Here is a 24,759-nt window from a genome sequence, read left to right on the forward strand (position 1 = left end):
TCCTCTTTCCAAGGGATTGCCTTCAAATCCGATGCAGTTTGACATGAAACCGGGCGCTGAACAATAGTGGGAAAGCTACAATAACGAGCTTTTTGGGAAAACAAAAATTTCTGCGAAATAGGCTAGCGGCGCTGGCCGGTTTCCAATTGCCAAGCGCCGTCGACCAGGGTCAGCAGGATCGTGCCGTTCACGTCGGTGCGATAAAGCTCCATTCCGGTGGCCTCGTAGGCGTTCAGCGTCGTTTGCGCCGGATAACCCATGGCGTTTTCGCCGACCGACAACACGCCGATGGATGCGCCTTGCTGGGCGACGAAATCCGCGCTGAACGGCGCATAACCGTGCGCCGGGATTTTTATCACGTCGCAGTCGATCAATGCTCCGTAGTCGTCGTAGATTTCCTGTTGCGCCGTGTTACGGATGTCGCCGGTGAGCAGCACCCGAGCGCCCTGATAGGTGACCAGTTGCACCAGGCTGTTGTTGTCGTATTCGGGATAGTCGCTGTCGGCATGGACCGTCAGGATTCCCGCGTCGCCCAATGAATCGAAATCACCCTGCTCCTTGACGACCGTCGGTCCGCCCCATTCCTGTAATTTTTGTTGGAACTGCAGGTAAGCTTCCTCTTCGCTGGCTTCGCCGTTGGTCCAGACCGTGCCGACCTCGACGCAATCGAAAACTTCCGACAAACCGCCGCAGTGATCGTAATCGGGATGCGTCAGCACCATGACGTCGATCCGCTCGATGCCGCGCGCCGCCAAATCCGGGCAAATGATCTCGCTGCCGCTGCCGATCAGGCCACCGTCGACCATCATCGTGTAGGGGCCGGGAATTTCGACGAGGATCGCGTCGCCCAGGCCGACATTGTAAAAGCGGGTGGAAAAATTTTGCGGGTCGAAAGTGACGTCGTCGTTGTCATCGTCGCCGGTATCGTCATCGCCGCCGGTATCGTCGTCGCCGCCGGTATCGTCGTCGCCACCGGTATCGTCGTCCGCGTCATCGTCGTCATCCGCCGCGGGATAATCGAGCCCGCCGCAAGCCGCCACCAACCAGCAAGCCACCAACGCCGCCGCCAGGATCCAACCGCTTATTTTTTTCATGCGCGCCCGCTCCCGGATAAACGAACCTCGCCGACTTGGCGAAGCATTTTACCGCGATTGCCGGTGAAAAGGGTGAAAAATGTCGTCGTCATTTTTCGGTTGCCGACGGTTCAGGCATCGCCCATCGCCCGGCGAAACATCGTCGCGCGGCACTTGGCGTCCTCGTTGCTTTTACGGATTTCGAGGATCTGATCGACGATCTCGAAAAACGCCGCCGTCACCTGGGGATCGAAATGCGCCGGGGCCATTTCGCGGATGATCGTCAGCGCCTTGTCGTACGAAAAGGCTTCTTTGTAAGGGCGGTGCGTCGTCAGGGCGTCGAAAACGTCGGCAATGGCGACGATCCGGCCGACCTTGGGGATGTTATCCCCTTGCAGGCCGCGGGGATAGCCCGTGCCGTCCCATTTTTCATGATGGGTCAGCGCCACGACTTCCGCCATTTGAATGACGTCGAAATCGGATCCGCGCAGCAATCGCGCGCCGATGGTGGTATGTTGCTTCATCGTCTCCCATTCGTCCGGATCCAGTTTGGCGGGCTTCAATAAAATTTTGTCCGGGATGCCGATCTTGCCGACATCGTGCATCGGCGCCGCGTACAACAGGGACTCGCTGTCGCCGGGATTGAGCTCCATCTTCCGGGCGATCGCCGCCGCGTAAAAGCCGATCCGCATGATGTGCGCGCCGGTATCCTCGTCCTTGTATTCGGCGGCTTGCGAGAGCCGGAAAATCGTGTCGAGCGACGCCAGTTTGTTTCGCTCCAGCGCCTGCTTGAGCTGCACCGTGCGATGCGTCACCTCGGTTTCCAGTTGCTTCTGGTAGTGGAGCAGATAGTCGTTGTATTCCTTGACTTTCAGCAGGCTGCGAATCCGCGCCTGCAACTCGATCCGGTCGACGGGCTTGGACATGAAATCGTCCGCCCCGGCGTCCAGGGCATGCACCCGGTCCTTCACCTCGCTCAGGGAGGAAATGATCACCACCGGAATTAATTTCAACTGGGCATCGTTTTTCAATTGCCGCGTGGCTTCCAACCCATCCATCATCGGCATGCGAATGTCCATCAAAATGACTTCCGGCGACAGTTCGCGGGCTTTTTCGACGGCGATTTTACCGTTGGCCGCCTCGACGACTTCATAACCGAGACGCGTCAGCATGGTCTTGAATAGGAGTCGGTTGGAGTCCTCGTCATCGGCCACCAAAATGCGTTTTGGTCTGTCCATCAAACCGTCTCCTTCCACTTTTGCGGACAAATAATGATTGATCGTCTCACCGTTTATCGGCAGAAATCCTTGGACCGATGAGCCGAAAAAAGTATCATTCGGTATGGATAGCTGCCGACCCTGCCCGTCGCACACGCAACTTTTTGATATGATAGCACTTTTGGCATAATAGGCAAGATTTTTTTAAGCGGAATGCGAATCCGACGATTCGGCGGCGCCGATTTGCAGCGGGAATTTCATGATGAATTCCGCCCCGCCGCGGCTTCCCTTGGAAAGCGCCTGGATATCGCCGCCGTGCGCGACGACGATATTGCGCACGGTTGCCAATCCCAACCCGGTGCCGGACTTTTTCCCGGAAGTCGCGAACAGGTCGAACAGCGTATCCGTAAGCTCGGCGGGGATGCCGGGGCCGTCGTCGGCCACCCGCACCTCGATGGCCTGGCGCTCCGGCTTCACGCTGATCCAGATGTGTTTCGGCGGCCCGTCCGCCGCGTTTTCAACCAGGGCTTCCTGGGCGTTTTTCAGCAGATTTTCAAACACTCGCTGCATCCGGTTGGGATCCCAATTCAACTCGACCGACTCGTCCTTGCCGAGATCCAGGATGAGTTCGATCCCCATCGCGGACAGGCGATCGCGGATCGGCGCGCAAATGCGTTCGAGATAGGGTTTCACCGCGGTGGGCATGGTTTGCAAATCGACGGCCTTGCCGCGCGCGAAATCCAGCACCTCGGTGATCATCTGTTGCAGCCGCCGGGCCTCGAGGACGATCGGGTCGATCATCTCGCCGACCGAATCGACCGCGCCGGCCTCGACATCGGCCTTGAGCAGCTCGGCGAAACCCAGAATCGAGGTGAGCGGGTTTTTCAGGTCGTGAACAATGGAACTGGTCATTTTGCCGATCGCGCTGAGCCGGCTGTCGCGTTCCTGCAAATTCTTTTCCAAGCGGTGAACGCGCAGATGGGCCGCCAGGCGCGCTTCCAGTTCGCGCATTTCGAACGGCTTGCTGATGTAATCGTTGGCCCCGATCTCCAGGCCCTCGACCACGGCCTCGGCGCCGGACTTGGCGGTCACCATGACCACCGGAACCTTGTCGTAGGCGCCGTCGGCGCGCAGCCGGCGGCAAAATTCGTAGCCGTCCATGCGCGGCATCATCACGTCGGAGAGAATGAGGTCGGGGGTGAACCGGCGCAGTTTTTCGAAGGCCTCGACGCCGTCGTTGGCCGTTTCGATCCGGTAGCGGTTCGACAGCGAGTTGGCCACGAAGGTTTGCAGATCGAGGTTGTCCTCCAGATACAGGAGGCGCGGCGCGTCAGCCGGCGCCTGGTTCTTCGCCGCCGCGACGGAGTCGGCGCGGCTTTCCAGCTTGGCGCCCTCGACGTCCGACAACAGGGTGCGCGCATCGGAACGTTTTTCGAGTTGCGCCCCGACCAACGCCGCGGTGCGCTCGGCCGCCATCTTGTCCTCGATACGGCGGCCGGGGTTGCGCCGCCGTTCCAACGGCTTGAATTCGGGGTTCCGCGGCAATTCCACGTGAAAGGTCGATCCTTCGCCCAGGCGGCTTGTCACACTGATGCGCCCGCGATGCAACTTCGTCAGTTCCTTGACCATCGCCAGGCCCAGGCCGGTGCCTTCCGATTGGCGCGACAACGTGTTGTCCACCTGCAGGAAGCGCTCGAAGATATCGTCGAGCTTGTCCTCGGGAATGCCGGTGCCGGTATCGGCGACCTCGAACCAGATCTTGTCCGCGTCGTAATCGATCCGCAAAACGATGTGGCCGCCCTGGGGAGTGAATTTCAGCGCGTTGGAAAGCAGGTTCGCGGCGATCGTCTCGACTTTTTCGGGATCCATCGGGCATTCCGGCACGCGGTCCGCGTTTTCCAGCGAAAGCGCAATGCCCTTGCGCGCGGCGTGCGGCCGCGCCGCATCGGTCAATTCCTTCAAAATGGCGCCGAGATTGGTGGCAGTGTAATGGCACTGGAGATTGCCGGAATCCATCTTGGCGAAATCGAGGATCGTGTTGACCTGACGCAGGAGTCGCCGGGCGTTGGTGTCCATGGCCGCGAGCATTTCGGGCGTGCTCGCCGGTTCGCGGCCCTGGCGCAACGCTTCCAGCGGCCCGAGAATCAGCATCAGGGGCGTGCGCAGCTCGTGGCTGACGTTCGAGAAAAAGCGCATCTTGGCTTCGTCGAGGGCCTTGAGGTCCTCGTTGTTTTTCTCGATCTGCATGCGTTGCATGACGTCTTTTTTCCGCGTCCGTTCCTTTCCCCAGTTGGCGAAAATGGTGAAAATCGAGGTGCCGCCGAGAAAGAACACCGGCCGGCTCACGCTCACCAGCGTCGCGGTGTCCATCGCCACCGCCAGGTTGACCGCCAGATAGCCGCCGACGACCAGGAGGCAGCAGACGATGGTGGGTTTCATCGGCCAGGGCATGAACAACCCTGCCACGAAGAGCGCCATCAGCACGCCGATGTAATAGTCGCTGGCGAACCCGCCCATCAACGGAATCATGATCACGATGCCGAAGGCGGAACTGAAAACGACGCCGACCGAGATCGCATAAGCCAGCCGGCGGCCGAGCGGCCGATTGAGCAGCGCCAGGCCGATCAGGTAAGTGGCCAGAACGCCCAGGCGGAAAAGCAGAAACAGCTTCTTGTTTTCCGGCGAGGCCAGCAAATCCAAAAACCAGAACAGCGGATAGACGAACGAGGCGATCCACAACGCGTACTTGGTGTGCAGGATCGTCTTGTCCAGCGTTTCCTGGCGCAAGCGCTCCCGGAAAACAGGATTTTCGGTCGGTTCCGGTTTGACACTTTCCGTCAACAAGATTTACACGCCCTGACAATCACCGCCGTGGTGGGATCTCCGAAAGATTCCGTGGTCAGGACGTCCGTAAATCCTGCTTCGGCCACCATGCCCGCGAACGCATCGGCCGCGAAAAATTGGAATCGGCCCTCGTCCTCCAATTCCATGACGCAGCCGACGAAACTGGCGAATTCGCGCAAACTGTCGAGCAGGCGCACCCTTTCCGCCTCGTCCAAATCATACCGCGCGGCAATGGTGCGCGCTTCGTCCAAATAGGATTTGGAGGAATCGAAATTGGGTTTCAGACTCGAGACGACCAGGATGCCGCCCGGTGACAGCAACCGGTGGAATTCCCGCAGGATCGAAAGCGGATCGTAGGTATAGGAGAGCACCAGGGAACAACCGATGCGATCGAAGCAGCCGTCCGGCGCCTCGAGCCGGCATTCGCGATTCGCGGGGCCGAAATTCAGCCGGCTGAACGCCAGGTTGGCGGCGTTCGCGGCCGCCGCGCAGCCGGGACGCAAATCGCCCGGCACGGTCTGGCGAGTCAAAAAGCGGCTGGCGCGGGACAAATCGCGGACGATTTCCCACTCCTCGTCGTTGAGGGCCGGGTATTTTTTCCGCGACACGGCCGCTTCGGGGATCTCGCCGCGTACGAAACGGTGCAACGTGGAATCGTAAGCGGCCAGCAGGCGCTTGAGCGCTCCGGCGTGCAACCCTTCCACCCGGCCGAGCAACGCTTCCAGGCTGTGCAGGCGCCCCTGCAGAAAATCGCGCCAGGGCAACAGGCGCGCTGCTTCCAGGTTCATCACGCGGCAATCGAGGTTGACGGCCGGCCGCTGTTCGCCGGGCAAATCGCCGAGCCACGACTCGATCTTTCGCTTCGTCAGCTCGACCGCCCCGGGAACCAGATCGATGCAGGCCAGATCCAGCCGTTCGCCCGGCGCGGTGAAACGCCGCAGCAACCGCAGAGAAAAATTGCCGGTGCCGCAACCGATGTCCGCGACGCGCAACCCCGAGGCCAGGTCGAGCCAATCGACCTGCCGATCGAGGAACGCGACATAATCCGGGTTGTACAGCAGGACATCGTAACCTTCCCGCTCGCCCGCCGTGCCGAACAGGTGGCGGTTCCAGAAGTCCGTCGCGTCGGTGATGTTTTCCTTCTTCACGCGAGCCCATTCGGCGTCGTCCTGCCGGGCGAAGGCGGCCATGTCCGGTTCGCCGGCTTCGATGTTTTTTCCGAACAGGTGCCGGAAGATGGATTCGCCGATCAATTTGAACGAGGCGATCGCCTCGTCGCCCGATTTGAGAATGTGCCCCGAGGGCAACTCGAAAATTTCCCGCCGGCCGCCGCCCGGCGCGTTGAGCAGTTGCCGGACGCGTTCGCGCGTCACCATGTAATCGTAAGTGCCGACGATCCAGGTGACCGGAATCGTGATTCGCTCCATGTCGGCGCGCGCCTGATCCAGAAAAGCCATGCCCCGCTCCATGGCGTCGGGGAAGACATAATTGGGATCGGCCAGCCGGCCGTAGATGAGGAACGGTTCCGCCTTCTCGCCGTGCAGATAGTATTGGAACAGGTCGATGCCGGCGAGGTAGTTCTGGAACATATCCTGCGCGTCGGGGCAGCCGAACGGAGCGATCCACAGATCGACGGGTGGCTTCTCGCCGTCGGCGATCAACCGCCGGGCGGCCATCGCCGCGACCGAAAACGTCAGCACCACGCGCCGGCGGGGGCGAAAACGCTTTTCGAGGTGGCGCAGGCTGGCCGACAGATCCGACTCGAGTTGCGAGAAGGTCCACTTGAGGTACGGTGTGCCGCGCGCCTCCATTTCGGGATCGATGTAGCTTTCGCCCACCGTGTGCGTGGCATCGAACCGCAACACGACGCCATGGACGCCTTGCCGCTTGAAATTATCCACCAGCGTGCGCGCCAACAGACTGAACACTTCCTTGCGTTTGAGAAAGGCCGGCGCCACGACGACCGCCACGTCCACGTCGGGCGCGTCCTCGTTGATGTCGAACGTCGCGTTGAGCAGGGCGACGACGTTTTCGCCTTGGGCGTTTTTATAACGGGCGATGTTAACCGGCTCCCGCCCCTTGCTCGCCTTGCCACGCAACCGGCGCCGCGCCTGTTCCTTGACCACGCCCCAATAGCGGGTCAGCGTGTTCCAAACAGTCGGTTTGACCGAACGGCGTTGCAGGTCCGCGAAGGCATCCCGCTCCGACCGGTCATCGGCGAAACGCAACCCGATCAGCCATTCCTCGGCGTTCAGGCGGGTCAGGCGCTTGATCGTGGCGCCGTCGAATTCGCGGACTTCTTTCCCGTCCAGCAAATGAAAGGCCGGCAGGCGCATTCCTTCCATGAAGAGGCAGCCTTGCGGCGCGCGCAGGGAAAAACCGTTTTCGCTCAGGTCGACCACCGGGAAACGAATCGGGCAACCGGCGAGTTGGCTCGTTTGCATTTCCACCCAGGCGCCGGCCTGCATCCGGCGCGGACCCGAACGGCGTTCGTTGTGGTAAAGCCGTTGGGGCCAGCGCAGAATCGTTTCCTCGCCGGTGGATTCGATCAATCCCTCGAATAGCAGGTGCAACGGGCCGTTGAGCACCGCCACGTAGATCGCCTTTTCGTTGCCGCTCAGCGGTTTTTCCAGCTGCCGCAGTTTCAAGCGGTCGGCGCCGATAAAAATGGCCGCGGCGCCGGGCTCGGCCTTGCCGTTGGGATCGATCACCAGAACGCGGTGGCCGTTTTGACCGGCCGCGGTCAGCCGTTCGCGGATCGCGGCGGCGTCGCTCAGCGGCAGCAAGTTGCCGGACAGGACGTCCTTCATCCGGGATTGAATGCGAACCACCGCCTCATCCATTTCCGCGAAGCCCGCGTAATGGCGCAGCCGCGACAGATCCTTGTGGTGCAAATCCTCGAAGCGCAGGGCGAAGCCGTCCTCGTCCACCCGAATCACTGAACCACCGACCCGAATCGGCCCCTTGGCGCCCGTCGGCAGCTGGATCCGCAATTCAACGCGAGTCCCGACCGGCGGTTGCTTCGACGAGTGAATATAAGCGGCCTCCGAGCTTAGGTCGGCCACATAGGCATCGGTCGGGAACCCGGATTCCACCGCAGCGGCTAACGGGGCGTTTGTTTGCCGGCGCGTCGCTCGGCGCAATTCACGATCGGTTCCGGGCCGAAAAACGCCTTCCGGGTCCTTCCCGCCGTCGGAAGTGACGATATTTGCTTTTGACGCATCGACGGCAGGCTTCTCCGAGTAGGCATTTCCTGAAGAATCGACCAATACTTTGGTGTGTGATTCATCGCAGTTATGCATACGTTCGAATATGACAGATCAATGGTAAAAGGTCAAGCGAATCTGCCTAGTTGATCCAAAGATACTAGCAATATTCAATCTTATCAAACAATTATTTATTTGATATTATTCACTGGATTAGTTTATCAAAGCCAACCTAACTATTGAATTGTAAATGACAAATATTACTTTTTCACCTTTGGAAAATACTTATAATAACCATCTTTTGCCGCCCTTGGGGGCGAACTGAAAAATACGAGTGAAAAAAATCCGTCGTTTTCGAAACCAAACACTTCCCTCCGGCCGCGATGGCGGTTCCGCCGCCCAATATCCGGCCGCAATCGGAGTGAAAATCGCCCCCGGATCCGGTCGCAAGGGTGTTGACACCGCCGCCTATTCTGCTAGCGTTCCGCCGTGATTTACCACTTCTACCGAGGGAATTGATGGCTACGGTCAAACCTTTTCGCGGCTATCGTCCGCAACCCGACCAGGTGAAACAAATCGCTTCCCCCCCCTATGACGTCTTGGATTCCGAGGAAGCCCGCGTCATGGCCCGGGGAAACGAGATCAGTTTCTTGCATGTGAACAAATCCGAGATCGACCTGCCGCCGGATACCGATCCGTACTCGCCGCTCGTTTACGAGACGGCGGCCGCCAATCTGCGGCGGCTGATCGACCAGGGCCACCTGCGGCGCGATCCCCGGCCTTGTTTTTACCTTTACCGGCAAAAGATGGGCGATCACGTCCAGACGGGCGTCCTGGCCGCCGTGAGCGTAGCCGAATACGACGCCGATCTGATTAAAAAACACGAGCACACGCGCAAGGACAAGGAAGACGACCGCACGCGTCACACCGACATCTGCAACGCGAACGTCGGCCCCGTCTTCTTGACCTATCGCGCCGATCCGCAAATCGATGAAATCATCGCCCGCTGCCAGCAAAGCCGGCCCGATTTCGATTTCGTCGCCGACGACGGCATCGGACATACATTGTGGGTCGTGGACGACCCGGCGACACTGGCCGCATTGCAACAGGCCTTCATTCGCATCCCGGCCCTCTACGTCGCCGACGGGCATCACCGCAGCGCTTCGGCGGCGCGCGTCGGCCGCGAGCGGCGCGAGAAGAATCCGCGCCATACCGGCCGCGAAGCCTACAACTACTTCATGGCCGTGGTGTTCCCGGACAACCAATTGAAAATTCTCGATTACAACCGCGTGGTCAAGGACTTGCACGGCTTGACCCCGGCCGCGTTCCTCGAGCGGCTGCGCGAGAAATTCGCCGTCGAACCGGCTGCCGCGCCCGCTCCGCAACGGTTGCACGACATCGGCCTCTATCTGGAAGGCCGGTGGTACACAATGACCGCCAAGCCGGGAACCTACCCGGCCGCCGATCCGGTGAAAAGTCTCGATGTCGAGATCCTTTCCGCCAACGTGCTCGCGCCGCTGCTGGGCATCGTCGATCTGCGCACCGACAAGCGGATCAACTTCGTCGGCGGCATCCGCGGCACGCGCGAACTCGAACGGCTCGTCGACGGCGGCAAATACGCGGCGGCTTTCGCCATGCATCCGGTGACGGTCGACCAACTGATGGCCATCGCCGACGCCGGCCGGATCATGCCGCCGAAATCAACCTGGTTCGAACCGAAACTGCGCTCCGGCATCGTGGTGCGCATCATCGAAGAAGATTAACCCTAACCGGCAAGGCAGCGTCTGCGACTCCCCAGTAGGGCGCGGACCTGAATACGAAGGAGACATCACATGTTGATCCTCATTGCTGACGCGTTTGACGAGGCGTTGCCGAAGAAACTGGCGAAATTCGGCGAAGTGACCAGCGACGCGGCCCGCTTGCCCGAGGCGGAAATCGTACTCGTGCGGTCGAAAACCAAATGCACCCCGGCCTGGATCGATCAAGCCAAAAAACTCAAGCTCATCATCCGCGGCGGCGTGGGGATGGACAATATCGACAAACCCTACGCCCAATCCAAGGGCGTCAAAGCGGTCAATACCGCCAAGGCTTCGTCCATCGCCGTCGCCGAACTGGCGTTCGCGCTGATGATCGCCGTTCCCAACCAGGTAATCCGCGCCGACAACTCGATGAAAAAAGGCGAATTCCTCAAGAAAGAAATCAAACGGACGGAACTGTTCGGCAAAACGCTGGGCCTGTTGGGCCTGGGCAACATCGCCACCGAGGTCGCCGGGCGGGCGAAGGCCTTCGGCATGAAAGTGATCGCCTACCGCAAATCGGGCCGGGCGTCGGACGCCGCCACGGTGGTGCAAAACGTCGACGAGCTTTACGCCCGGGCCGATTACATCTCGCTGCACCTGCCGCTGACCGACGAAACGAAGGAAATGATCAACGCGGCGGCGCTGGCCAAGATGAAAAAAGGCGTGATCATCGTCAATACCGGCCGCGGAAAAACCGTCAACGAAGCGGATTTGAAAGCGGCGTTGGAAAGCGGTCAGGTCGCCGCGTACGCCACCGACGTTTATTACTCCGACCCGCCGGCTCCGGATTGTCCGCTGCTGAGCGCGCCGCACACCTTGATGACGCCGCATATCGGCTCGCAGACCAAGGAAAACATGGATCGCATAGGCGACGTCGCCGTCGAAATCATTGCCGATTTTGTGAAAAGTGCGAATTAAAAGGAGGAATGGCATGAAACGGGTACACAATTACTACGCGGGTCCGGCGGCGCTGCCCTTGGAAGCCCTGGAATACGCCAACAAGGAATTCCTCGATTTCGAAGGCACCGGAATGTCGGTGCTCGAAATCTCCCATCGCTCCAAGGAATACGACAAGGTACACAACGAAGCCAACGCGCTGGTCAAGGAATTGCTGAGCCTGCCCGATAACTACCACGTGCTGTGGCTGCAGGGCGGCGCCAGCACGCAATTCGCCATGGTGCCGATGAACCTGTTGGGCGGCGACAAGACCGCCGACTACCTGCTCACCGGCTCCTGGTCGAAAAAGGCCTTGAAAGAAGCCAAGATCGTCGGTAAGGCACGCGCGGCGTCTTCCTCCGAGGAGAAGAACTTCTCGTTCATCCCGAAAACCTACGACCTCGATCCGAAAGCCGAATACGTCCACCTGACCAGCAACAACACCATTTTCGGCACCCAATATTTCAATTTCCCCGCCACCGGCAACGTGCCGCTGGTGGCCGACATGTCGTCCGACTTCATGTGGCGGCCCTTCGACGTCAAGCCGTTTGGCTTGATCTACGCCGGCGCGCAGAAAAACCTCGGCCCGGCGGGCGTGACCCTGGTCATCATTCGCGACGACCTGCTGGCCAAGTGCAATCCGAACCTGCCGACCATGTTCAAGTACGAAACGCACGTCAAGGAAAACTCGCTGTACAACACCTGCCCGTGCTTCTCGATCTACATCGTCCGCAACGTGTTGCGCTGGCTCAAGGGCCTGGGCGGCCTGGCCGAAATGGAAAAGCGCAACCGCGCCAAGGGCGAGCTGATCTACGGCGTGATCGACGGCTCGAACGGCTATTACAAGAACCCGAACGCCGCCGAAGACCGCAGCCTGATGAACGTCGTGTTCCGCCTGCCGAGCGAAGAACTCGAGGCGAAATTCGTCGCCGAAGGCAAGAGCAACGGTTTCATCGGCCTCAAGGGCCATCGCTCCGTCGGCGGCATCCGCGTCTCGATGTACAACGCCACCTCGGTCGAGTCGATCCAGGAGCTGACCAAGTTCATGAAAGACTTCCAGCTAAAGAACGGCTGAGCCGAATCATTCGTCAACGTCCGGAGCGGCCCCCCTCGCGGGGCCGCTCTTTTTTGAAGGCGACACCTTTTCAGGGCCCGGCGGTTCTGCTAATTAACAATCGCTTATGTGTGGGGATTGGAGAGCGACGCGATCGGTGTCCGTCGTTTTTCCGAAGGGGTTCCGCCAATGAAAAAAGTGATCTTCTGTTTGCTGTTCCTTCTCGCTTTCGCCGCCGCCCCGCTGTTCGCCCAAACGGGCACGATCAGCGGCGTGGTCTACCACGACGGCAACCAATCCTCGGAATCCGTCTTCGTGCAGGAAATCGACGAATCGGACGCGTTGCTGCCGAATATTCCTGTCTCCCTGCTGGACGGCACCAATGAAACCGAAGTCTTCACCGGGGACGACGGCGCCTATGCGTTCACCGATCTCGCGCCCGGCACTTATTTCGTCGACGTGGAACTACGCGATCACGACTGCACCAGCAACAACCAGGGATTGCGCACGCCGGAAGCCATTCGCGAAGGCGCCCTGACCATCGTATCGCTGGGCGACAGCATCGGCATCCAAGGGCCGGAATTTCCCTATCCGACGCGCCTGAGCTGGTTGTTCGAAAACCTGGCCACCGTCACGCTGCACAACCTCCACGTTTCGGGAAGCCGCAGTTGGGAATGGCTGCCGGGCGACGAACACGCCTACTGGGAAAACCTGGCGATGCCCGTGCTGCCCGACGCCGATATCGTCACCGTGACGATCACCGGCAACGATCTCGAGGTTTACGTCGACGGCTTGGAGCCGCCGTACAATCCGCTCGACATCCTGCAGGCGTTTCTAGCCAATCCGCAATATCTGCTGGAAGCCGTACCGCGGCTGAAGGAACTGCTGCAAAACATCAAGGACGTCAATCCGGACTGCGACCTGGTTTTCATCGTCTATCCGAACTTCGCCAACAGCGATTTCTTCCTGGAATACATCCCGGAAACCTTTCAGCCGCTGACCATGTGGTTGATGAGCCTCGCCGTGGGTTGGGAGCGCGGCGCGGCCGCGGAAATCCAGGACATCGTCATCACCGACACGATCAATTATTACGGCGACGAGCCGCTGGATCCTTACCTGGTCGACATCGTGCATCCCAATGACGCCGGTTCCCAAGTCTACGCCGAACAGACCTTCCGTGCGCTGGGCGGCGTGGTGTTGGAAGACGCCAAATTGGGAGAAGACCGGATGACCGGTTTCTACGCGCCCGAACTGGCCGATGACGATGATGATGATGACGACGATAATAACGACGACAACGACGACAATGACGACAACGACGATAACGACGACAACGACGACACCTCGCCCGCCGACGACGATACCGCCGACGACGATGACGACGACAACGACGACAACGACGACAATGATGATAACGACGACAATGACGATTCCGCGGGAAGCGGAACCGGCGACGACGATGACGACGACAGCGGGTGCGGCTGCTGAGCGGATTCCGGCGCGTAGCGCGCGACGACGGATGACCGCTCAGATTCCGGCTTGAATCGCTTCAATCCGCGTCAACAGATGATCGGCTTCGGCCAACAGGTCGTCCGCCGGTTCGCCGGCGGCGATCGCCAATTCGAGGTCCGCCATCACCTTGGGCAGGCGGTCGATTTCCAGGCCGGCGGCGGCGTCCCGAATGGTTTCGGCCCAATCGCGCGCCTGCTCGCTTTCCCCGGCAATCAGGGCTTGTCGCAGGTCGTTCAACTGGCGGCGGCTGTCTTCCAGAAAAGCCTTCAGCACCTCGCGCAGCACCGCGCGATCCTGATCGAAATGAGCCAATAAGCCCGCCACGTCCACCAGTCCGCGGCCCAGCCAAATCGCCGGCTCGTCGGCCGCCATGAGTTTTTGCAGGCTGTGATGGATCACCGCGCGCAGGTCGCCGCTCGTGGCCGGCTTGGCCACCGCGCCGTCCCAACCGCGCGCCTTCCACGTATCCTGTTCCGCAAGCCGATCGGCCGGCAGCAGCACCATCCAGGTCGCTTTCGCCGGCGGCGCGCCCCAGTTTTCCGCCACGGCCGCGGCGTCGGCCTCGTCGATGAAGAGCAGGTCGACCGCTTGCGGTTCGGGCGGCTCGTCGGTTCGATAGGCGCGGACTCGACAACCCGCTTCCTCCAGCAGCCGCCGGATCATCATTTCGTGCCCGGCCTGGCGATCGATCACGCCCACCCGGACCTGGCGGATTAGCCGTTCGCGCAGCACGTGGCGCGTGATGAAACCCGCGGTGGCCGGAGAGGCGCCGTGCTCGGCCGGCGCCAGCAGCGCCAAGGTCCGAAACAATTCGCTCGGCCCGATCGGCATCGTCAGGTAGGCGGCAAAGCCGATCCCGCGCAGCCGCGCCGCGTCGCCGCGCCGTCCGGCCGGCGTCACCAGAATCAGTGGCGTGTGGCGCAAATGGTCGTCGGCCCGAATGGCCCGGCCCAGATCCTCCGCCGTCTGGCCGTTGCCGCGCGGAAAGAAAATGATGTTTTCGAACGGTTCGGCCCAGGCCACGGCCTCGCGCAATTTCCCCAGGCAATTGGGCTTTTCGCCCAATACCTGAACGCGGCACCCCCAGCGGTCGAGCCAGGCCAGCAACGGCGACTCCACTTCCGGCTCGTCGGTGATCAGGCAAATCCGCCGGCCGGCCACCACCGCGTTTTCGCGCTCCCGCCCGTCCGTCCCGGTCGCCCGCCTGGCGAACGGCCAATCGACAATCAGCACGAAATCGCCGGTCGCTTCTTGTTCGGCCGCGACGCGGGCGCCCATCGTCAACAGCAGCATCTGGGCAACCGTCAGGCGGATCAGTGGCGGCGTCGTTCCCGCTTCCAGCAAGGTCGAGGCATGGGCGACATCGGTGGCCGTCGAAAAATACCAACGCAAGCGCGACGAGCGTTCCGCGGCCGCCGGCAACCGAAACGCGAACCGCACCGTCGCTTCGCCGGCCCGATCAAGTTCGTTATCCACGGACAGATGCAATTCCCGGGAGCCGAGTTCCGGCGGCAACGCGAGAATCAGGTTTTTCAACGCCTGCCGCACGCGGCCCGGATCGCCGACCACCTGCCCGGTCAGATCCGGATGCGCGAGAAAATCGCCGTCGACGCCGCGGGCGCGCAGCTCGACCTCGCACTCGTTCCGCAAGTCGGCCAGCAAGGCCGGCAAATCGAACGATTCGCGCCAGAACGGCAGATCCTTTTCCGTCAGCCGCACCCAGTCGAGAATATCGTTGATGAGGGAAACCAACTCGTGCGCTTCGCCGGTGACGAGTCGCAGCAGTTGCTTTTCCACGTCCGGCCGCGCGGCGCCCGACAGGTCCGCCAACGCTTCGATGGCGCCGTTGAGCGGTTGCCTAACCCGGTGGCTCAGGCCGGCGAAAAATTCGCCGTGCGGTTTGCGCTTCGCTTCGTTCATCGCGATTTCTCCCGCCGCGTGAGAAAACTGCGCGCCTGTTGGCGAGTGAAGCCCGGCACGTTATGGCTGCCCGCGAGTTTCCGCAAATCCTTGTCGTTGAGCATGGACAGCGCGCGATAGACGAAGCGGGCCGGGGTTTTCGGATGCCAACACAATTGATGCTGGACCTCGTAATAGCGGGTCCAGTCGCGGTTGTTGCAGATGCGGTCGATAACGTTTTGCGGCATCGAGCGCTCCTTGACGATCTCGACGATCTCGGTGATCGTCAGGCGCTGGTTTTGCAGCACCGATTCCTGGACCAGCTTGTTGGGGTTGCGGATCAGCGCCCGCCGCGTTTCCGTGTTGCCGCGCATGGCCAGCAGCATCTTGTCGATCATCGTCAGCTTGGCGATGCGCTTGAGCAAAGGGGTGCGCCGGTCGTCCGTCAGTTTCTGTTCCGGCTCCTGCACCAGATCGTCGGCGAACATCTCGTCGAACGGCAAATCGAGCGCCAGCAGGTCCGGAATCCGCACGCAGGGATGGAGCCGCTCGTCGGGGATTTCCAACGTCGCCGGCGCCGTTACCGCCGGTTCCGGCTCGACCGGTGGAGAGGGCGGCGGCTGAGCGGCGACGGTTCGCCATTCGGGCGGCAGATCCTCCTCGTAAGCCCGGCCTTTTTCCACCTGATAGAATTGTTTGAGCCGATCAATGGTGCTTTGCGGCGTGTGGCGGTTGCGCGTCAGGCCCAGCAACACGAACGGATAGCGCAGAATGGCTTTTTCGTTGCCGGCGATGATGCCAAGCACGCTTTCATGGCGGGTGTGTTCGGCCAGGTAATACAGCGTGTCCGGCTGCACGTTGCGGTGCAGCGCCACTTTTTCATGCAGGTGGTTGTTGTCGAATTCCTGGGTCGCCAGAAAATGCAGCAGCTTCGGACTGGTGTCCGCGCCGATGCCGACCAGGGTCAGGCTTTCCGGCAGCTCGCGCAGGCTTTTCTGCGCCTCGCGGGCCACGGCCGCTTCGCGGTCGCCGGACAGGTAATACAGCGCGAGCAGCAAATCCCGGGTGCCGAGCGGGATCAAGCCGCGGGCCATGGCGATCTTTTTCGCCGCCGGCATTTCCGGCGTGATGATCGCCTGCAAGGCCGGCGAAAGCTCGTGGTATTCCAATCGTTGGTAGCGCGGCATTTCGTGTCCCGTGAGAGCTGCTAGGGCCACTATAGGAATCTCGTCTTTCCGGCGTCAAGGGAAACGAACGGCCAGCGTTTCCCGCGCGACGTTGCCCAACCGGTCGACGGCGACGATCGTCGCCGTTCGCTCGCCGCGAATTTTCCACCAGACGCTCGCCTCGGCTCGCCCGGAACGCGGTGAAAAATCGACCGTCGCCCGGCGATCTTCGATCCAGACTTGCACCCCGTCGGTCGCGATGCCCGTCTGTTCGTCGGTGACGCGAAAGGACAGGAACCGTTTGCCGGGACGCTCCCGCACGGCTTCGATCCGCGGCGGCCGGTGGTCGCGGATCAGACAAAACGTGCCGAACTCGGTGGACTCGCCGGAAACCGTGTCGGTCGCCGCGTCGTAGCGGGCGCCGAGAAAGACCGGCCGCCGTCCCGCCAGAACCACCCCGAGTTTTTCCCGATCCGGCGCGTTCGGGGCGACGGCAAAACGTACGCCGAATTCCTGCCGCGCCGGCAGGTCCGGCGGCGTCACCGCGTAGCAGGCCAGCGCACCGTCCGTGGCCGCGGAAACCGGAACGATCGACGGCGCGAACGGCGCGAAAAAGCTTTCCGCGTGACCGACCAAGGCGAAGCGCCGATCGCCGCTCGGCTGTTCGCGACCATTGAAAAACAACGCCTGGTCGAACAGTGATTGCCAGGGACGCCGAACGGCGGCTTCGTTCACCATCAGTTGAAAAGTCGCCCGGGTTTCATGGCCGGCGGCGTCGGCGACCGTCAACTCCAGGCGATGCGCCCCGGCCGGCAGCCGGTCCAGCAGGCTGTCGTTCTTGCCGGTAAAAAACGGCAGTTCGACCGGATACGGATTGTAGAGGCGCAGCAACGACCGCTTGTCCGCGGGGTCGCGATCGTACATCACCGCCTGCAACGGCCGATCGAACCAGCTCCAGCGGTCGAAGCGCAGTTCGAAAAACGCCTGCCCGTCGACGCGTAGTTCCAGGCGATACGGATAGACCGCGTCACCCTTGGCCGCAAAGCGGTCGCTCGCGGCCACCGCAATGCCGACCGGGCCTTGCACGAAAATCGGCGCCGGCGCGGTTTCGTCGGCCGGCCAATCGATCAGCAGCGGCGCGGGTTGCCCGTTGACCGTCGCCCCGGGCGCGGTCGGCGTAAATTGGATCGCGTGGATATCCGGCGCGAGATCGTCCGGCACCGGGAAACCGTTCCGTAGCGGATTGAGACTGATGAATTCGTTTTCACGCAGCTCGAAATGCAGATGAGGCGTCTTCGTGCCGCTATTGCCGCCGAAGCCGATCACCTCGCCGCGGCGCACGGCGACGGCCGGTTCCCATTCATCATAGTAGTAATCCAATCGCTCCAGACCCGTTTGACGGCGAAGCTCGCGGGCCAGATTCTGCAGGCGCGGGCTGAAGCGGTCGAGGTGGGCGTAAACGGCGACTTTACCGTCGGGCAACCGGAGATAGACCGCTTTCCCATAGCCGTATTTCGAGTCGCGCAGGCGAATCAGGACGCCGTCGTCGATGGCGACGGCCGGCGCCATGCCGATGCGGCCGAACAGGGACAGATCGATGCCGGCGTGCGGATGATCGAAGCGCGGATCTCCGAGCACGCTGGTGATTTTTTTCGCTACCCCTTTCAAGGGCCAGAGATAGGTTCCGGCCTCGCCCGCGGTCGCCACCCCGGCCGCAAACAGCGGCCAGAGCAAGAAAGTGATCGCCAGCCAAAGCCATGGACCGGACATGATTTTTTTCACCGGCATGAAATCCGTCCTCGCTCCCGAATCGCCTTATTTTCGTTTCGCACGGATGCCGTCCGCTGGCAAGATAGAATCTCGCTTGACGCCGCGGCCAAGCGAAAACGCCCGCGAAAACCCGATTCGGTCCTTTCGGAAAAATTCATTTCGTGCTAATATTCATTAGTTTAGGGAGGAAAGCCGTGCAAATGTACAAAATCGGGGATATCGCAGTCTATCCATCCCATGGAGTGGGTGTCATCGAAGGAATTGAGCAGAAAGAAATCGGCAACCAGGTTTATACCTTCTACATGCTGCGAATTCTGGAAAACGACTACACCATCATGGTGCCGACGCACAACGCCGACAAGGTCGGCCTGCGTCCGCCCATCGGGAAAAAAGAAATCCGCGAGATCTGGCAAATTCTGAAAGACACCAGCGTGACCATCGACAACCAGACCTGGAACCGCCGCCAGCGCGAATACAACGACCGCATCAAGACCGGTTGCGTCAAGCAGTTGGCCGGCGTGCTGCGCGATCTTTACGTCCTGGCCCGCGTGAAGGAATTGTCGGACGGCGAACGCAAAATGCTGAAAATCGCTCGCTCGCTGCTCGTCGGCGAGCTGTCGGCGGCCACCGCCAAAACCCCCGACGCGATCGTCAATCAGATCGAGGCGCTCTACCAAAGTTGATCCCGCGCCCCATTCCGATTAAAGTACGGGCCAACATGCCCTAGCACGAGGAGTGTATCATGCGTCGTTTCCTGTTGATGCTCGCCCTGCCCCTGCTCGCCGTCGCCGCCCTGGCCCTGGCCGCCAACGTGCAAATCTGGCCGCAACTGCCCGGGGTGCCCAACTATTCCATCGGCCTGCCCGAGGCGATGTACGGCCAACACCCGATGGATCGCGAAAGCTACGGCGAAGGCTGGTTCTGGCTGGGCGCCTATAACGACGGTTCGTACAGCTTCACCAATTTCATGATCTCGAACCTGGGACCGGGCGATAACAAAGGGACCATGGACGTCACCGTGTGGGAACCGAGCGGCAAGACCTATCTGCAACGGGCCGCCTTCACCTCCGGCCCGATGAAAGCCGCGGTCGGCACGATGGACGTGCAGGTCAACAACAATCGCGTCTGGGGCAAGTATCCCAACTTCAACCTCAAGCTGGCCGAAAAAGACATCGCCATGGACCTCCAGTACCAGGCGATTCTGCCGAGTTTCACCATCAACAGCGGGCGGGTCGTCTACGGCAAGGTCGACGATTACTACTCGGTCTACGTCACCACGCCGCGCGCGAAGGTCACCGGCACCATCAAAACGCCCGGCGGCTCGCGCCAGGTGACCGGCTACGGCTACACCGACCACGGCGTCGTGACGATGATGCCGTACGAGTACTCGAACCGCTGGTTCACCCTGCGCAGCTTCCACGAAAAATACACGCTGGACATCCTCGAATTCACCGTGCCGCAGAAATTCGGCGGCCAGACCGTGCCGATGATCATCTTCGGCGAAAACAACCAGATCGTTTACGGCGGCACCCAATACAAATTGACGCCGAGCAACTGGCAGACCGAACCCAAGTTCGGCAAGAAATATCCGGGCGATTACGATTTCGTCATCGACCGCCCGGGCAAGATCAAGGTCGAAGGCCATTACGCCGTCAAGAAAGTCATGCACGTGATCGACATTCTCAGCCAGTTGAACTTCGTCGAACGGCAGATCGCCGGCCTGTTCGCCAAGTCCTACGTCCTGCGGTTTTTCGTCGAAGTGAAAGCGAACGTGACCTATCCCGACGGGCGGCAGGAAGCGTTCACCGCTCCGGGCGTCGCCGAAGTGCTCTACATTCAGTAAGCCGATCGCGTCAGGAGGCCGCGGCCGCCGGATTCGACCGTCGCGGCCAAAAGGCGCCGAGCAAAACGACCGCGATCAGGCCGACGACTCCGCCCAGCGTCAGCCACCAGGCGAACCGGCGCAACGGCGTCGTGCCGAAGGAAAATTCCAGCCGGTGCTCGCCCGCCGGCACGCGCACCGCCACCAACCCTTGCGGCGAATCGGCGAAAGTCGTCGCCGGCCGGCCGTCCAATTCGGCTTCCCATCCCCGATACCAGAAACGATTGAGGTAAACCGTACCGTCCTGAACCAGGGAAACCGTGGCGCGGTAATGGCGCGGCCCGAGGCGATCGATCGCCGTCACCGTGCCGGTCTCCGGCTCGATCACGACGGCGGGATCGGCGGTTTCGCGGGGCTTTTTAATCACGCCGACCGGCAGAAAATCGTCGCGCGCCGTCGCGTTGACGTTCTGTTGCCGGAGTGCGTTGATGTCGACGGTTTTCTCCAACCGCTCGTAGCGTTTTTGCTTGGCGCGGCGCGGATAGTCGGCGACCCGGAAACGGTGATGATCGCCCTTCTTGGTGTCCAGCAACAGGAATTTGGAATAGGTGTAGGGGTAATAAGCCAGAAACGGCAGCAGAACGACCATCGCCGCCAGCCAGGCGCGCCATTTTTCCGGCGCCTGCTCGGCCACCCACTGTGCGACCGGCGCAACCAATAGCGAGGCCGCCAGCGCCGCCAGCAACAGGAAGCGCCAGGGGAACTGCACGAATTCGAGGATAGGAATCAACTGCCAGACGGGCAGCGACACCGCGTGGCACATCACCAGGGAAATCAGCAGCGCCACCGCCCAGAAAATCATCGGGTTGCGCCAGGCTTTGCGGGCGATGAAAACCGGCACGGCCGCCGCCAGCGCCAGCCAGTGCGCCAGGCCCAGTTGAAAGGACATCGAATCCTTGTAGCCCTCGAACGAACCGCCGTGTCCCCAGTACAACGAAAAGAACTGTCGGAAAAAAACGAAATGCTTCCAGTAAATGAAATATTCCGAGGTCAGGCTGCGCTTGGACCAGACCTGATCGGTTTCGGCAAACGCCGGCAACCAGAAAAAAGCCGCCAGCAAAACGCCGAAAACCCCGGCCAGCGCGCCCAGCAACGGCCCGCGCCAGCCCTGATGAAAATAACGGACGCTCAGGTACAGCCACCAGGCGAACAACAGCGGCGCGGAAATCATCGCCGTGATGTTATGGGTCAGCAACAGAAACGCGGCGCCGATCGCCCCGGCGGCCATCCGCCAAGCCGAACCGTCGCGCACCGCCCCGAGAATCCCCCACAAGGCCAGCGGCAGCCAGGCGAAGGCCACCGCCTCGCCGAAGGCGTGGCGGCCCAGCACGTCGGTCAGGTGGTACGGCGCCAGAACGTACAACACGCCGGCGAACGCGGCCGCCCAGGGGCCGTAGAGTTCGCGGGCCAGCAGGCCGACGAAGAGGCCGGAAAGAAAAATCGACAAACCCAGCGTGAGCTTGATCGCCACGGGGATCGAGGCGCCGAGCAGGACGAACAACTCGGAAAGCCAGTAGGTGAGCGGCGCGTAAAAATGAAACAGCAAACTGCCGTGCCCGTAATAAAACGCCTCGGCGAAGCGGGGCCACCAATCGCCCTGCCGAACCGCGTCGTCCAGCACGACCATCCGGAAATAGTCCATGAACGCGCTGTGCCCGCCCAGCAGCCAGTCGTTCCACCAGTCGCGCCCGACCAGCAGCGTGGCGGCGGCGATCCACAAGAAGGGCCAGAGATTTTTCCAGACCTTGGACAATTGAATCTCCCAACGAATAGGCCCGCATTTTCCGGTAAAACATCACCGCCGCCAAGCCCGCGTTGCCGGGTCGGCGTCCGGCGGGAACATCAGCCGCCTTCGGGGGCGGCGTCCGTTTCCTTGAACTCGTCCTCGGCGGAACCTTTTTCGAAGCGGAATCCCAGGCGGCCGGCGGTTTCCCGGTAGCCGCCGGTTTCCAGGCGGATTTGATTGTCGGGCCGCACGACGATCGCGCCGGCGGCCAATACCGGGCAGGCGGTTTCGCACTGGCCGCAGCCGTTGCAGCGGGTGCGATCGACGTGGGGTCGTCGCTTCTTTTCGGCGTCCTGCACGAAGTAGATCGCGTTGTACGGACAGGCCTCGTCGCAGACCAGGCAGAACTTTTCATCCGCCCAGACCAGGCAGCGCTCGCGGTCGATGATCGCCGTGCCGATCTTCGCGTAGCGTTTTTCCTCGAGCGGCAACGCGCGGATCGCGCCGGTCGGACAGACCTGGCCGCAGACGTTGCAACCCTGGTCGCACGGCCCCAGGCGCATGCGGTGCACCGGCGACCACAGCCCTTCCAGGCCCGCCTCGAACCAGTCGGGTTGCAGCGTGTTGGTCGGACAAGCCTTGACGCATTGGCCGCAGCGGATGCAGCGCTTGCGGAAGAGATCCTCGGGCAACGCGCCGGGCGGCCGGAGCAGCCGGTCGGCCATCAGGCGGCGCGTCGGGCTGACGTGAAACAGCAGCGCCCCAAAGCCGCCACCCAACACGCCGGTCAAAAAACGCCGGCGGCCCAGGTCGAGCGGCATCGCCGCCCGTGGCCGTGGATCGCGAAAGCGGAACGCGGTGACCTTCAGGTGGCAGTCGGAGACGCACCGCTGGCAGGCGATGCACTCGGCCGGATCGTACTCGGTTTCGCCCGGCGCGATGGCCCCCGTTTCGCAACCGCGCCGGCAGCGGCCGTCGTGATCGCACGCCGCGCCGACGACGCGCTGGAAAGGCGACAGCCGCGCCGTCAGGCCGAGCAGCGCGCCCAGCGGGCAGAGGCTGCGGCACCAGAAACGCCGTTGGAGGCGGTTGAGCAGCAGAATGGTCACGAACAGAACCGCCGCGACCAGCGAACCCGACGACAACAGCGGCTGCGGCAGACGCGCGTAATACAGCGCGACCCAATCGGCTTTTTCGGCCAGCGGCCGCAACGTGTCCAGGCCGGTGTTGCTTAAAAACACCGCCGCCGGGTGCAGCAAATAGGTGGCCGTCCGCGTGAACAGGGCGATGGGGTCCAACACGAAGGCGAGGCCGTAGCCGGCGGCCGCGGCCGTCAGGATGACGATCAGGTGAACATACTTGAGGCCGCGCGCGATCCGCGCTTCGTTCGGCCAGCGGCGCTTGCGGCGCCGGTACAGCAGGTCGTCGGTCAGTTCGATCGTCGTGCCCAGCGGGCAGACCCAACCGCAGAAAAACCGGCCCAGCAGCGCGGTCGCGAGCAAAATGACCAGCGCGGCGCCGAGCCCGGCCACCGCCGTGCGCGCCGCCAGGGAGGCGGTGATCAGCAGCAGCGGGTCCATCCGCAGAAACAGCTCGACCGGCAATTGGACCCGCAGCGGAAAGGTGGTCAGCGCGATCAGCACCAGAAACAGGGACAGAAAGGACAGTTGCAGGAAGCGCCGCACGGTCATGCGTACACCAGGGGCGTCTCCACGGCGGCCTGGTAAAGCTGGCCGACGCCCATCTCCACCGCGAAGCGGATGTGCGGCACGTCGAGCGGTTTGAGCTTTTTACCGTTCCAGTCCGAGAGGGTGACCGCAACGCTGTCGATGGCCACCGGGTCGAACCCGCCGTAGACCGTCTGCAACACCTTCACCTCGCCCGGCCCGCCCGGGCCGCCGCTCGCTAGGACGCGCGTCGCGTCCAGGATGATCAGCTTGGGTTTGATGAAGGTGGAAAAGTCGGCGATCGCCTGGTGCAGGTCGAAATCGCCGTGCCATTCGCGGCGATTTTTTACCACGCCCATCCAGTTTTTCATGCTGAACGAAACCAGCGCGCCGCCGTGGCTCTTCGCGGTCGGCACGTTGATCAGGCAGTCGCAATCGAGCACCGGCCGCAGCACCGCCGCCTTTTTCAACTGGCGGCCGCGCGGAATCGCCACCGGCGCGAAAAACTTGTCGTCGTTGACCCACTGCACCGTCACGTCGTGCAGCGTCCCCAGTTCCTTGCGGAACGTGGTGCGCGCCTCGCAGGCGATGATCGGGTGCACGGGATTGTCGAGAACCTGGATCGACTTGGCGCCGGCCGCGAGGGCCAGTTCGGCGAGGGTTCGCACGACGATCGGATCGGTGGTCGCGCCGTGGCTGGGCACCGAGGCGAAACCCATGTTGGGCTTGATCACCACCTTGTCGCCCTTGGAAACGAATTTGCTCATCCCGCCCAGTTTCTCGATGAGCTGGCGCACGACCGCGCTCGGCTCGCCCTTGAAACCGATCACCGGCGGCGCGGCCTGCGCGACCAGCGGCACTTGCGCGGCCGCCGCGGCGGCGATCATCCCTTGCAACATTTCCCGGCGGGTAATTTTCATGCGGCGCTCCTCATCGTTTTTTCATGCCGCCATTTTCCCCAAAGAACCCGGCCAATGGCAACGCCGGCCGGCAAATAAGATTGACGCG

The 24,759-nt window shown here is 61.8% G+C and carries 16 protein-coding genes; 6 read left to right on the forward strand and 10 right to left on the reverse strand.

Going from position 1 to position 24,759, the window contains the following annotated elements; genetic code table 11:
• Nucleotides 1–122 precede the first annotated feature (122 nt).
• From GX444_07365 to GX444_07380, 4 genes are all read right to left on the reverse strand, one after another.
• Nucleotides 123–1,094: an MBL fold metallo-hydrolase gene (locus GX444_07365; GenBank protein NLH48406.1), complete on the reverse strand. Its 972-nt coding sequence runs from the start codon at nucleotides 1,092–1,094 to the stop codon at nucleotides 123–125.
• Between the two features lie 110 nt (nucleotides 1,095–1,204).
• Nucleotides 1,205–2,311 carry a response regulator gene (locus GX444_07370; GenBank protein NLH48407.1) on the reverse strand — a complete coding sequence of 369 codons (1,107 nt, stop codon included), beginning with the start codon at nucleotides 2,309–2,311 and terminating at the stop codon, nucleotides 1,205–1,207.
• A 183-nt stretch (nucleotides 2,312–2,494) separates the two neighbouring features.
• A complete protein-coding gene (locus tag GX444_07375) occupies nucleotides 2,495–5,134 on the reverse strand; it encodes a response regulator (protein ID NLH48408.1) in 2,640 nt (879 codons plus the stop codon).
• A complete protein-coding gene (locus GX444_07380; GenBank protein NLH48409.1) occupies nucleotides 5,128–8,277 on the reverse strand; it encodes a methyltransferase domain-containing protein in 3,150 nt (1,049 codons plus the stop codon). Before GX444_07380 ends, GX444_07375 begins: the two co-directional genes overlap by 7 nt.
• A 581-nt stretch (nucleotides 8,278–8,858) precedes the next feature.
• Between GX444_07380 and GX444_07385 the strand changes: the two genes are divergently transcribed.
• The 4 genes from GX444_07385 to GX444_07400 all read left to right on the forward strand — a co-directional run bounded on the left by GX444_07385 (nucleotide 8,859) and on the right by GX444_07400 (nucleotide 13,617).
• Nucleotides 8,859–10,103, forward strand: coding sequence for a DUF1015 domain-containing protein (locus GX444_07385; protein ID NLH48410.1), 1,245 nt, complete (start codon nucleotides 8,859–8,861; stop codon nucleotides 10,101–10,103).
• 69 nt (nucleotides 10,104–10,172) lie between these two features.
• Nucleotides 10,173–11,057: a hydroxyacid dehydrogenase gene (locus GX444_07390; protein ID NLH48411.1), complete on the forward strand. Its 885-nt coding sequence runs from the start codon at nucleotides 10,173–10,175 to the stop codon at nucleotides 11,055–11,057.
• A 13-nt stretch (nucleotides 11,058–11,070) separates the two neighbouring features.
• Entirely contained in the window at nucleotides 11,071–12,150 is a 1,080-nt protein-coding gene (serC, locus tag GX444_07395; GenBank protein ID NLH48412.1) for a 3-phosphoserine/phosphohydroxythreonine transaminase, read from the forward strand.
• Nucleotides 12,151–12,318: 168 nt separating this feature from the next.
• The gene (locus GX444_07400) at nucleotides 12,319–13,617 is read left to right on the forward strand and encodes a hypothetical protein (GenBank protein ID NLH48413.1); all 1,299 of its coding nucleotides are present in this window, start codon (nucleotides 12,319–12,321) and stop codon (nucleotides 13,615–13,617) included.
• 39 nt (nucleotides 13,618–13,656) lie between these two features.
• On the opposite strand, the gene GX444_07405 is transcribed toward GX444_07400, so the two are convergent.
• Genes GX444_07405 through GX444_07415 form a run of 3 tightly spaced genes read right to left on the reverse strand, consistent with a single transcriptional unit; the run spans nucleotide 13,657 to nucleotide 18,494 of the window.
• Nucleotides 13,657–15,561 (reverse strand): hypothetical protein, encoded by a 1,905-nt coding sequence (locus GX444_07405; GenBank protein ID NLH48414.1) that lies wholly within the window; start codon nucleotides 15,559–15,561, stop codon nucleotides 13,657–13,659.
• Nucleotides 15,558–16,727, reverse strand: a complete 1,170-nt coding sequence (locus tag GX444_07410; protein ID NLH48415.1) for a hypothetical protein — start codon at nucleotides 16,725–16,727, stop codon at nucleotides 15,558–15,560. Before GX444_07410 ends, GX444_07405 begins: the two co-directional genes overlap by 4 nt.
• Before the next feature lie 54 nt (nucleotides 16,728–16,781).
• Nucleotides 16,782–18,494, reverse strand: coding sequence for a M23 family metallopeptidase (locus GX444_07415; GenBank protein ID NLH48416.1), 1,713 nt, complete (start codon nucleotides 18,492–18,494; stop codon nucleotides 16,782–16,784).
• 182 nt (nucleotides 18,495–18,676) lie between these two features.
• Here GX444_07415 and GX444_07420 point away from each other — a divergent pair, with 182 nt between their 5' ends.
• Nucleotides 18,677–19,159 carry a CarD family transcriptional regulator gene (locus tag GX444_07420; GenBank protein ID NLH48417.1) on the forward strand — a complete coding sequence of 161 codons (483 nt, stop codon included), beginning with the start codon at nucleotides 18,677–18,679 and terminating at the stop codon, nucleotides 19,157–19,159.
• A 59-nt stretch (nucleotides 19,160–19,218) separates the two neighbouring features.
• Nucleotides 19,219–20,319 carry a carotenoid 1,2-hydratase gene (locus tag GX444_07425; protein NLH48418.1) on the forward strand — a complete coding sequence of 367 codons (1,101 nt, stop codon included), beginning with the start codon at nucleotides 19,219–19,221 and terminating at the stop codon, nucleotides 20,317–20,319.
• 10 nt (nucleotides 20,320–20,329) lie between these two features.
• On the opposite strand, the gene GX444_07430 is transcribed toward GX444_07425, so the two are convergent.
• The 3 genes from GX444_07430 to GX444_07440 all read right to left on the reverse strand — a co-directional run bounded on the left by GX444_07430 (nucleotide 20,330) and on the right by GX444_07440 (nucleotide 24,671).
• Nucleotides 20,330–22,111, reverse strand: a complete 1,782-nt coding sequence (locus tag GX444_07430) for a hypothetical protein (GenBank protein ID NLH48419.1) — start codon at nucleotides 22,109–22,111, stop codon at nucleotides 20,330–20,332.
• 89 nt (nucleotides 22,112–22,200) lie between these two features.
• Nucleotides 22,201–23,775 (reverse strand): 4Fe-4S binding protein, encoded by a 1,575-nt coding sequence (locus GX444_07435; protein ID NLH48420.1) that lies wholly within the window; start codon nucleotides 23,773–23,775, stop codon nucleotides 22,201–22,203.
• Complete coding sequence (locus GX444_07440; protein NLH48421.1) at nucleotides 23,772–24,671, reverse strand: DUF362 domain-containing protein; 900 nt, start codon at nucleotides 24,669–24,671, stop codon at nucleotides 23,772–23,774. Before GX444_07440 ends, GX444_07435 begins: the two co-directional genes overlap by 4 nt.
• Nucleotides 24,672–24,759 lie beyond the last annotated feature (88 nt).

The organism is Myxococcales bacterium (assembly GCA_012517325.1).
GTDB lineage: Bacteria > Lernaellota > Lernaellaia > Lernaellales > Lernaellaceae > JAAYVF01.

Excerpts from the sequence above, each read along its gene's own strand:
- GX444_07365 (NLH48406.1), bottom strand. The coding sequence starts at position 1,094 with ATGAAAAAAATAAGCGGTTGGATCCTGGCGGCGGCGTTGGTGGCTTGC.
- GX444_07400 (NLH48413.1), top strand. The coding sequence starts at position 12,319 with ATGAAAAAAGTGATCTTCTGTTTGCTGTTCCTTCTCGCTTTCGCCGCC.
- serC (NLH48412.1), top strand. The coding sequence starts at position 11,071 with ATGAAACGGGTACACAATTACTACGCGGGTCCGGCGGCGCTGCCCTTG.
- GX444_07385 (NLH48410.1), top strand. The coding sequence starts at position 8,859 with ATGGCTACGGTCAAACCTTTTCGCGGCTATCGTCCGCAACCCGACCAG.
- GX444_07410 (NLH48415.1), bottom strand. The coding sequence starts at position 16,727 with ATGCCGCGCTACCAACGATTGGAATACCACGAGCTTTCGCCGGCCTTG.
- GX444_07440 (NLH48421.1), bottom strand. The coding sequence starts at position 24,671 with ATGAAAATTACCCGCCGGGAAATGTTGCAAGGGATGATCGCCGCCGCG.
- GX444_07420 (NLH48417.1), top strand. The coding sequence starts at position 18,677 with ATGTACAAAATCGGGGATATCGCAGTCTATCCATCCCATGGAGTGGGT.
- GX444_07370 (NLH48407.1), bottom strand. The coding sequence starts at position 2,311 with ATGGACAGACCAAAACGCATTTTGGTGGCCGATGACGAGGACTCCAAC.
- GX444_07405 (NLH48414.1), bottom strand. The coding sequence starts at position 15,561 with ATGAACGAAGCGAAGCGCAAACCGCACGGCGAATTTTTCGCCGGCCTG.
- GX444_07390 (NLH48411.1), top strand. The coding sequence starts at position 10,173 with ATGTTGATCCTCATTGCTGACGCGTTTGACGAGGCGTTGCCGAAGAAA.
- GX444_07415 (NLH48416.1), bottom strand. The coding sequence starts at position 18,494 with ATGCCGGTGAAAAAAATCATGTCCGGTCCATGGCTTTGGCTGGCGATC.
- GX444_07425 (NLH48418.1), top strand. The coding sequence starts at position 19,219 with ATGCGTCGTTTCCTGTTGATGCTCGCCCTGCCCCTGCTCGCCGTCGCC.
- GX444_07435 (NLH48420.1), bottom strand. The coding sequence starts at position 23,775 with ATGACCGTGCGGCGCTTCCTGCAACTGTCCTTTCTGTCCCTGTTTCTG.